The sequence below is a fragment of the Nostocoides australiense Ben110 genome (assembly GCF_001050535.1).
In the GTDB taxonomy this organism is placed as follows: domain Bacteria; phylum Actinomycetota; class Actinomycetes; order Actinomycetales; family Dermatophilaceae; genus Nostocoides_A; species Nostocoides_A australiense.
In genome coordinates, this window is record NZ_HG764815.1 from 3,447,339 (window position 1) to 3,456,470 (window position 9,132).

Genomic DNA, 9,132 nt, shown 5'->3' on the forward strand with positions numbered 1-9,132 from the left:
CCGCCGACGTCGTGTCGAGCTCGGTATGCGAGAGGACCGGATCGTCTCGGTGCACGCGTACGGTGTCGGCCAGCGCCGTCAGCCACTGCGCGGGTATGCCGCCCGGCGCGACGACGCTGTCGGCGCGGTGGTCGCCGAGGGCGCGTCCGATCGTCTCGGCGATCTCCGTCTCGGGGATCCGGACGACCACGGCGCGGTAGTCCTCGACCCGCTCGACGAACCTGCCGAGGACATCGGGCATCTCCGTCGGCCGGCCGTACTCCCACGCGTCGGGAGCCTGGGACGGCTCGGCCGGCCGAAGCCGCGCCAAGGCCTCCTGCTCCGACTTGACGTGGCGGTTCGCTTCGCGGATTCGGGTCAGGATCGCCTCGCGACTGCTCATGGTCGGCCCCCTTCATGCTCGCGCTTCCACCAATCCCGGAAGGACTCCGCCGGGGGATTCGGCAAGTCTCGGGCGTTGGACCACTTCGACATCGGCCACGGCAACGGTCCCAGGTGTCCCGACTTCGGCAGGATACGGCTGGCCGCCGACGCGAGCTTCTGGGCGGCGGTGAGGCGTCTGGCATCGGCCATCATCCAACTTGCCCCGGCGAAGATCGCCTGGTTGGCGCTGGGCACCCGGGCATGGGATTTCTTCTCCACGACCTCGTGCCGCAGTTGCACCAGCAGCTCGGGAATGTCGATCCGCACCGGGCACACCTCGAAACACGCCCCACACAAGCTCGATGCATAAGGGAGCGAGGCGTCGATGTCGCTTGTGATGCCGCGCAGCTGAGGCGTCAGCACCGCGCCGATCGGCCCGGGATAGACCGAGCCGTATGCGTGGCCGCCGACCCGCTCGTACACCGGGCAGATGTTCAGACAGGCCGAGCATCGTATGCAGCGCAGCGCGGACCGGCCGTGTAGGCGGCCCAAGGCGTTGGTCCGCCCGTTGTCGATGAGCACGACGTGCACGTCGTGCGGGCCATCGCCGCTCCCGCCCCCGGTCCACATCGAGGTGTAGGGGTTCATCCGTTCACCGGTGCTGCTGCGCGGAAGCAGCTGCAGGAAGATCTCCAGATCGGCCACCGACGGCAGGATCTTCTCGATCCCGACGACCGAGATCAGGGTCTCGGGCAGGGTCAGGCACATGCGCCCGTTGCCCTCGGACTCCACGACGACCAGCGTGCCGGTCTCGGCCACTGCGAAATTCGCGCCGGAGATGGCGACCTTCGCGCGAAGGAACTTCTCGCGCAAGTGGATTCGTGCCGCACCTGCGAGCTCGGGCGGGGAATCGGAAATGTCGCCGGGCGCTGCGGTGCCATAGCGACCCATCTCCTCCAGAAAGATCTCGCGCACCTCGGACCGGTTGCGGTGGATCGCCGGGACGAGGATGTGGCTGGGTCGGTCGTGGCCGAGCTGGACGATCAACTCGGCGAGGTCGGTCTCCCATGCCGCAATCCCGGCGTCCTCAAGTGCCTCGTTAAGATCGATCTCCTGGGTGGCCATCGACTTGACCTTGACCACCTCGTCCGCGCCGGTGGCGCGGACCAGATCGGTGACGATCCGGTTGGCCTCGTCGGCATCGCTGGCCCAGTGCACGGTGCCGCCGGCCTTGGTGAACTGCTCCTCGAACTGCACGAGATAGCTGTCGAGGTGGGCTAGCACGTCATTCTTGACGTCTTCACCGGCGCGCCGCAGTCCCTCCCAGTCGGCGACCTCGCCGACGACGGCGGCTCGCTTGGCGCGGATCGTCCCTGTCGCATGGCGCAGGTTGCGTCGTTGCTGGGTGTTGGCGAGCGCGTTCTTGGCGCCGTGACGGAAGGCCGGCATCCCGAGGAAGGTCTCCTCAGGCGGGGCCGGGGTGCGGCGCTTACGCGCGACGGCGACGGTCGGCTGCTTGGGCACGCGGGTCATGGGTGCGCTCCTTCGGTGGACGCGAGGATCTCGGCGAGGTGGATCGGCCGAATCCCCGAGTTGAGTCGGCTCAGCACCCCTCCGATGTGCATCAGGCACGAGTTGTCGCCGGTGACAACGAATTCGGCGCCTGTCTCCATCACGTGATGGGCCTTGTCCGCGCCCATCGCTACCGAGACGTCCGGGTTCTTGACCGAGAAGGTGCCGCCGAAACCGCAGCACTGGTCGGCCGCCGGCAGGGGGACGACCGTGATGCCGCGAACTTCCTGCAGGAGGCGATATGGCCGGTCGCCCACCTTGGCCACCCGAACGGAGTGGCACGTCGGGTGATATGTCACCCGATGCGGGAAGTAGGCCCCGACATCGGTGACGCCGAGGACATCCACGAGGAACTCGCTGAGGTCGAGGGTCCGGGCGGTCACTGCGCGCACGCGTTCAACCAGCGAGCGATCCCCGGTGCGCTCCGCGAGCATCGGGTGCTGGTCGCGGACGGACCCGACACACGAGCCCGACGGCGCGACGATGTAGTCGTATGGCGCGAACACCTCCGCATACCGGCGCACCGTCGGCAGGGCCTCGTCGAAGAACCCGGTGTTGGTGAACATCTGGCCGCAACAGGTCTGTCCCAGAGGGAATTCCACGCGGCACCCGAGTCGCTCGAGTAGCGAGACCACCGCCTTGGGCGTCTGCGGGAACATCGTGTCGTTGATGCATGTGGCGAACAGCGCGACGGTCTTCCCCGCTCCAGGACGTCCCGCCCCAGGGTCGGTGATCGCCGTTGGGCGCACGCTCGCCTCCAGGTTCTCGCCTGTCATGGCAACATCCCCGACAGCACGGTCGACTGCAGGCCGACCAGCAGGCAGAGGATGACCAGCAACCCGATGCTCCACGCAACGACCTTACGGAAGATCAGCGACTCCTGGCCGAGCAGGCCCACGGCTGTGGCGGCGATGGTCAGGTTCTGGGGGCTGATCATCTTGCCGACGACACCACCGGAGGTGTTCGCCGCCACGAGCAGGGTCGGATCGATTCCGGCCTTGGCGCCGGCCGTCTGCTGCAAGGTGGCGAAGAGCGCGTTCGCGCTCGTGTCGGAACCGGTCACCGCGGTGCCGATCCAGCCGAGGATGGGGGAGAGGAAGGCGAATGCCGCGCCGGTCCCGGCGATCCAGGTGCCGATCGTGATCGTCTGCCCGGAGAGATTCATGACATAGGCAAGAGCAAGGACCGAAGCGATCGTCAGCATCGGGAAACGCATCTTGTGCACCGTGGCCGCGAATTCCCCGATCGCCTTGCGCATCGGGAGCCGGTAGACAAGAGCGATGATGAACCCGCAGATCAGCAGCAGGGTGCCCGGCGAGGAGAGCCACTGGAAGTTGTAGACCGTGGAGCTGACCGGTTTGCCGGCTGCGTTGAGGATCTCCCCGTCCAGGCCCGGCCAGTGGATCTTGCGGTCGGTCCCGGCCAGGAAATCCTTGAGAGGACCCCAGAGCTTGGCCAGGGAGAAGACCGCGATCACAAGCAGGTAGGGGAACAACGCCATTCCGATTCGAGAGCCCGTGATCGGTTGTGCAACAGCGATTTTCGTCATCGTCGACACGCCGCCGGCGCCGCCGGCATCCGGATCCGTTAGGCCGAGTTCGGCGTGCTCACGATCGAGCTCGGTGCGCAGGCGCTCATTGGCTTCCTCCCGGCCGGCGGGCTTCCAGACCTGGAGCAGCAACACCCCGGCCGCGAGGCCGACGAGGGAGGCGATGATGTCGGTGAGCTCGACGGAGACGTAGTTGGAACTGATGAACTGCGCGACCCCGAAGGACACGCCCACCGTCAGGGCCACCGGCCACGTCTGCCGCAAGCCGCGCCTGCCGTCGGCAAGGAAAACGAGAAGCAGGGGGACGAATGCGGCGAGCAACGGGGTCTGCCGGCCGACATACGCCCCGATGTCGTGGTAGTCGATCCCCGTCAGGTTGCCGGCCGTGATGATCGGGATTGCGATCGCACCGAAGGCGACCGGGGCGGTGTTTGCGAGCAGGACGATCATCGCTGCCCGCAGCGCTGAGAAGCCGACGGCCATCAGCATCACACCGGTGATGGCCACCGGCGCGCCGAAGCCGGCGAGGGCCTCCATCAGCCCCCCGAAGCAGAAGGCGATGAGGATCGCCGTGACGCGCGGATCGTCCGACACGAGGTTGAACGTCTCGCGCAGGTCCTCGAAGCGTCCGCTGACCACCGTCACCTGATAGAGCCAGATCGCGGTCATCACGATCCAGGTGATGGGGAAGAGGCCGAAGACGGCGCCCTCCGTCGCTGACAGCAGCGCCAGGTCGACGGGCATCCGGAATGCAAGGATGGCCACGAGGATGGCGACCGCCAACGACGTGAGCCCGGCCTTGTGCGCCTTCCACCGCAGTGCCCCCAGCGTGACGAAAATCGTCACCAGAGGAAGCAAGGCGATGAGTGCGGTGAGCCACAGGCTGTTGCCCAACGCCGTGGGATTGGGGGTGTACGCAGCCGTCATGACGACCGGCCTCCTTCGGGGATCGGTGAACGGGACTCCGCGACAAGGTCGTCGAGGAGTTCGAGGACATGTCGATAGGGCTGCCCGGTGGCCCGGGTCATGCCCAGCTCGCACGTTCGGTTCGAGGACACGAATGCGTCGTATGCCGCGCGGCCCACCTCCGCGGCTTCGCGCCGGGTCGCCGACGCCGTCAGTTCCGGGTGCAGCAGGCCCCGGTCGCCGGCGAAGGCACAGCAGCCGGCGTCGTCGGGGACGACGACCCGCTCGGCGCACGCTTGGGCGATGGCCAGGAGATGCGGGACATCCCCGGCATGGCGGTCCGAACAGGTCGGGTGGACCATGACCGAGCCGAGCTGCCTAGGCACCGTCAGGCTCGGCAGCACCCGCTCGGCCACGAACCGGGTGCTGTCGACGATGTCCAGCCGGGACACGCGGGAAGCGAGTTCGGCTTCACCCGCGGCCGCCACATCTTCGGCCAGGCTGTGCAACCCATGGGTGCACGAACTGGCTTCCGAGACAACGGGAACCTCGCCATCGCGGCTCGCGCTGAGTAGGGCCACCGCGGTCGCGATCGCCATCGTCCGCAGCCCGTCGGTCAAGCCCTTGCTACGCCATACCGTGCCGCAGCACAGCGTTTCCAGGCCGACGGGCAGCTGGACCCGCACGCCGGCGGCGTCGCACAGCCGCAGGAAAGCGAACGCCGCCCCGCGCGGACGAGTGGTGGCGCCGGGAGACGCGGCGGGCGCGAAGAGCTCACCCATGCAGGAGGCGAAGAAGACGACATCGCCCGGCTCGTGGCGCGCCGGTGTCCGCCGGCTGATGCCGGGTCCCGGGAGATCGTCTCCTACGCGTGGGACGAGGTCAGATGAGGCGATCGCCCGGCCGGCCTCCGTCGCGGTCGTCAGCAGCCCAGCCGGGATGTGTTCTGCGAGAGCGATTCCGGAGCGCAACGCCGCCAGCGTCGCATCCCAGTGCGTGGCGAGCCCCGCGGCGATGCGTTGCGCCGCGGCCGGCTGGGCATCGTGCCGGTGGCGTTTCATCACCTTCCCCGTGTCGATCCCGACGGGACAGGAGAGCAGGCACAGGGAGTCCGCAGCGCAGGTCTCGACCGCGGCGTAGGTGAAGTCGCGGGCCAACTCCTCGCGACGCGCCCCCTCGGCGGCCGCAAGCTCGCGCATGAGTGCAATCCGCTGACGAGGTGTCGTCGTCAAGTCCTTTGACGGACAGGCGGGTTCGCAGTAGCCACACTCGACGCACCGGTCCACGGCGGCGTCCACGACCTCAGGGATCTTGAGGTTCTTCAGATGCTGGTCGCGGTCGTCGGTGACGATGACACCGGGGTTGAGGACATGGGCCGGGTCGAAGAGCCGCTTGATCTCGCGGATCACGGCATACAACTCAGGGCCGAACTGCCGCTCGACGTAGGGGGCCATGATCCGCCCGGTCCCGTGCTCGGCTTTCAGCGAACCGTCGGCTGCGAGAACGAGATCCACCAGATCGTCGCTGAAGGCGGCATATCGCTCCAGCTGGACCGGGTCGCGCAGATCGGGGTTGATCATGAAGTGGAGGTTGGCGTCCTTGGCGTGACCGAAGATCACGGTGTCGCCGTAGCCGTGCCGGGAACAGAGTTCCTGCAGGTCCCCGACAAGCCCGGTCAGTGCCGGCATCGGCACGACGACGTCCTCGAGCAAAGCCGTGGAGCCCGTCGGCCGGGCGCCGGCCACCGCCGTGTAGAGGCCCTTGCGCACCTGCCACCGCACGGCGCGCTCGCCCGGGTCGCTGGTGAACTCGACCGGGTAGCCGAGGTCGGTGAGTCCGCCGAGACCGGCCACGACGCCCCCGAGTCGGGCGACACGCTCGCGCAGTTCCTCCGGGTCGTCGGCCTGGGTCTCGACAAGGAGGGCTGTATGCCGCGCGACCGCCAGATCGCGCAACGCCGGCACCGTGACCGGGAGGTCTTGCGCGACACGCAGCGAACTCGCGTCGAGCAGTTCGGCGGTGGCGACCCCGGCCGCGACGAGGGCGGGCAGCGCGTCGGTCGCATGGCTGATGTCGTCGAAGACCAGGAACGCCGTGCCGGCATGGGCGTGCAGAGGTACGGTGTCGAAGGTCGCCTCGACGATGAAGCCGAGCGTGCCCTCGGAGCCGACCATGAGGTGGGCCAGGATCTGTGCCGGGGTGTCGAAGTCCAGGAAGGCGTTGAGTCCGTAGCCCATCGTGTTCTTCATCGAGAACTGGTGACGGATCCGGTCGACGGACGCGGCATTGCCGCGCACGCGATCGCGCAACCGGAGCAGACCCGCGTACAGGTCGGGCTCGAGAGCCCGGAGTGCCTCGTCGGCGTCGGGCGCCCCGGTGTCGATGTGGGTCCCCGTCACGAGGACGACCTGGATGCTGCTGAGGGTTCGGTAGGTATTTGCCGTGGTCCCGCAGGTCATCCCTGAGGAGTTGTTGGCCACGACGCCACCGATCGTGCAGGCGATCTCGCTGGCGGGGTCGGGGCCGAGGAGGCGGCCGTAGGGCGTGAGCCGGGCATTGACCGCCCGCACCGTCGCCCCCGGCTGGCACCGCACTCGCGCGCCGCCGTCGAGCACCTCGACGTCGCGGAAGCCGCGCCGCGTGTCGATCATGACGCCGTCGGTGACCGCCTGCCCGGACAAGGAGGTGCCGCCCGACCGGAAGGTGACCGATGCGCCGGCCTGCGCTGCCGCGGCAACGGCAGCCGCGACATCCGCGCCGTCGCGGGCGAACACGACGGCCTGCGGCTGGAGGAGATAGTGCGACGCGTCATGGGCCATCCGGGAGCGGTCGAGCTGGCTGTCCGCGACGCGTTTCTCCCCGACGGCGGCCTGCAGCCGCGCGATGAGGTCCTGGGTGGGTCCAGTTTCACTGTGAAGCATCCTCGCTCCTCACCTTGGTACGACCAACTCAAGGTAGGGGCGTAAATCGGATCGGTCAACGGTTGGTCATGCGATAGTGAGGAACGTGACGTATGCCGCACAACCCATCGACGGGACCTCCGACGACCGCGCTGAAACCTCGCGCGGTCGCCCGGGCGGTCACACCTGGCGACCGATGCCGCGGTCGCGCACCTACACCTATGTGATCGACCAGGTCGACGAACATATCGTGAGCGGGGCCCTGCGGGTCGGCGATCGCCTGCCACCCGAGCGAGAATTCGCCACTCTGCTCGGGGTCGGTCGAGGCGCAGTGCGCGAGGCGATCCGGGTGCTTGAGGCCTATGGCGTGGTCCGGACCGACCCCGGTCCCGAGGGCGGCACGACACTGACATCGATGCCCAGTGAGGCGCTCACCCAGGTCTTGCGTCTGCACATCGGGTTGGCCAACTTCCCCATGGCGGATGTGATCGAGGCGCGGGCGATGCTGGAGCGGTGGAGCGCCCGTCTCGCCGCTCGGCACGGCAGCGCGGACGATCTGGCCGCGATCGAGCATGAGTTGCTCCAGATGGAGAATGGCCGAAGCGACAGGGAGGCCTTCAACGAGCACGACACGGCTTTTCACGTGGCGATCGCCCGCGCGTCCAACAACCGGCTCGTGGCGGATATGACGACCGCGCTCCGCGACTCGATTCGCTCGCTGGTGCTCGAATCCTTCCACGGTCACGCCGACTGGCCCGCGCTCGCGGAGCAACTGTGCGCCGATCACCGCCGCGTGTTCGAGGCGATCGCGAGCGGGGATGAATCCGCGGCCGCCGATGCCGTCGAAGAGCACATCCGCTCCGCATACGCCACGCTCGGCTGGGGTCGCGCCTGACGGTGCTGGCCTAGCCCGGGACCGGCCCGGTCATCGATCGACGGGCTCGCGGACCTGGCGGCGGTCGGTGCCACCGACGAGTGACGACAGCAGCCGCTCCTGGCTGACGCTGCCGCGGCGGAAGGAGCGACGCAGGAGGAGGACCAAGCCGGCGGTGGCGGCATACGGCACCAGATAGACGAGGTCCGCGGCGGCCGGAGTGGCCCCCTCCGGATGAGCGAGACTGGTGGACATCTTCAGAGCGCTGAGCAACAAGCCCGCGGCGATCAGCGCCCCGGCAACGACGACGAATGGATCTCTGTGACGCATCCGGTAGCCCCCTTTGGCGAACGGTTCCTGGCCACGGTAGCGGGTCGGCGTCGCGGTGAGAACACCCTTTCAGCGATCGGGTCCAGGTAAGCGCTTACATGGGGAAATTCTTTGACACGGTCAAAACACCTGGTCAGAGGTGCTGCGGTGGTGATGACGGTATGGCTGTCGTCCGAGGCGGTGCATGCGCTCGCCGCACGTGCGTTGTTGCCCCGCCGCCGGCCGGCGTCCGACGGGGGAGCGCTTGCCGTCGTCGTGCTGGGCCATCACAATGAGGACCCTGCGGCGATCAATCGGCTCAACCGGTGGCGGGCGGATGTGGCGTTGCGCTCCGTGCCGCCACGGGGGCAGGCCCCGCTGATCATCGCCAGCGGAGGTTCCCGCCGGCCCGGGCTCAGCGAGGCGGCCCTGTTGCGGAAATACCTGGTCGACAGACACGGGGTGGCGCCGGAACGGGTCGTCGTGGAGGAGGACTCGTTGAGCACGTGGGAGAACATCGCCAACGTGCGGCCGCTGCTGGCTGCCGTCGACGAGATCATGATCGTCTCTAACCCCCTGCACGCCCTCAAGGCCCGCTGGTATCTCCGGCTGCAGGACCCCACCCTCGCGACCCGGCTGGTGTCGGCCCGCGACTACCG

The 9,132-nt window shown here is 68.2% G+C and carries 7 protein-coding genes and 1 pseudogene; 2 read left to right on the forward strand and 6 right to left on the reverse strand.

Annotation, left to right across the window (positions count from 1 at the left end):
- The 5 genes and pseudogenes from BN11_RS24175 to BN11_RS16810 all read right to left on the reverse strand — a co-directional run.
- Nucleotides 1–382, reverse strand: a pseudogene (locus BN11_RS24175) (lactate utilization protein C); the annotation flags it as partial.
- A complete protein-coding gene (locus tag BN11_RS16795; RefSeq protein WP_201329289.1) occupies nucleotides 379–1,896 on the reverse strand; it encodes a LutB/LldF family L-lactate oxidation iron-sulfur protein in 1,518 nt (505 codons plus the stop codon). The pseudogene BN11_RS24175 and the gene BN11_RS16795, both read right to left, overlap by 4 nt.
- Nucleotides 1,893–2,711, reverse strand: coding sequence for a (Fe-S)-binding protein (locus BN11_RS16800; protein WP_048699489.1), 819 nt, complete (start codon nucleotides 2,709–2,711; stop codon nucleotides 1,893–1,895). The genes BN11_RS16795 and BN11_RS16800 overlap by 4 nt, the downstream gene beginning before the upstream one ends.
- Nucleotides 2,708–4,411 (reverse strand): L-lactate permease, encoded by a 1,704-nt coding sequence (locus BN11_RS16805; RefSeq protein WP_048699490.1) that lies wholly within the window; start codon nucleotides 4,409–4,411, stop codon nucleotides 2,708–2,710. Before BN11_RS16805 ends, BN11_RS16800 begins: the two co-directional genes overlap by 4 nt.
- Nucleotides 4,408–7,311, reverse strand: a complete 2,904-nt coding sequence (locus BN11_RS16810) for an FAD-binding and (Fe-S)-binding domain-containing protein (RefSeq protein WP_048699491.1) — start codon at nucleotides 7,309–7,311, stop codon at nucleotides 4,408–4,410. The genes BN11_RS16805 and BN11_RS16810 overlap by 4 nt, the downstream gene beginning before the upstream one ends.
- 175 nt (nucleotides 7,312–7,486) lie before the next feature.
- On the opposite strand from BN11_RS16810, the gene BN11_RS16815 reads away from it, so the two are divergent.
- Complete coding sequence (locus BN11_RS16815) at nucleotides 7,487–8,185, forward strand: FadR/GntR family transcriptional regulator (RefSeq protein WP_048701801.1); 699 nt, start codon at nucleotides 7,487–7,489, stop codon at nucleotides 8,183–8,185.
- A 30-nt stretch (nucleotides 8,186–8,215) separates the two neighbouring features.
- On the opposite strand, the gene BN11_RS16820 is transcribed toward BN11_RS16815, so the two are convergent.
- Nucleotides 8,216–8,494, reverse strand: coding sequence for a hypothetical protein (locus BN11_RS16820; protein WP_048699492.1), 279 nt, complete (start codon nucleotides 8,492–8,494; stop codon nucleotides 8,216–8,218).
- 153 nt (nucleotides 8,495–8,647) lie between these two features.
- On the opposite strand from BN11_RS16820, the gene BN11_RS16825 reads away from it, so the two are divergent.
- The coding region (locus BN11_RS16825; RefSeq protein ID WP_083433831.1) for a YdcF family protein at nucleotides 8,648–9,132 on the forward strand (485 nt) is incomplete at its 3' end.

What these genes read in the sequence shown, in the direction of transcription:
- BN11_RS16795 (WP_201329289.1), bottom strand. Translation starts at nt 1,896, where the DNA reads ATGACCCGCGTGCCCAAGCAGCCGACCGTCGCCGTCGCGCGTAAGCGC.
- BN11_RS16800 (WP_048699489.1), bottom strand. Translation starts at nt 2,711, where the DNA reads ATGACAGGCGAGAACCTGGAGGCGAGCGTGCGCCCAACGGCGATCACC.
- BN11_RS16805 (WP_048699490.1), bottom strand. Translation starts at nt 4,411, where the DNA reads ATGACGGCTGCGTACACCCCCAATCCCACGGCGTTGGGCAACAGCCTG.
- BN11_RS16810 (WP_048699491.1), bottom strand. Translation starts at nt 7,311, where the DNA reads ATGCTTCACAGTGAAACTGGACCCACCCAGGACCTCATCGCGCGGCTG.
- BN11_RS16815 (WP_048701801.1), top strand. Translation starts at nt 7,487, where the DNA reads ATGCCGCGGTCGCGCACCTACACCTATGTGATCGACCAGGTCGACGAA.
- BN11_RS16820 (WP_048699492.1), bottom strand. Translation starts at nt 8,494, where the DNA reads ATGCGTCACAGAGATCCATTCGTCGTCGTTGCCGGGGCGCTGATCGCC.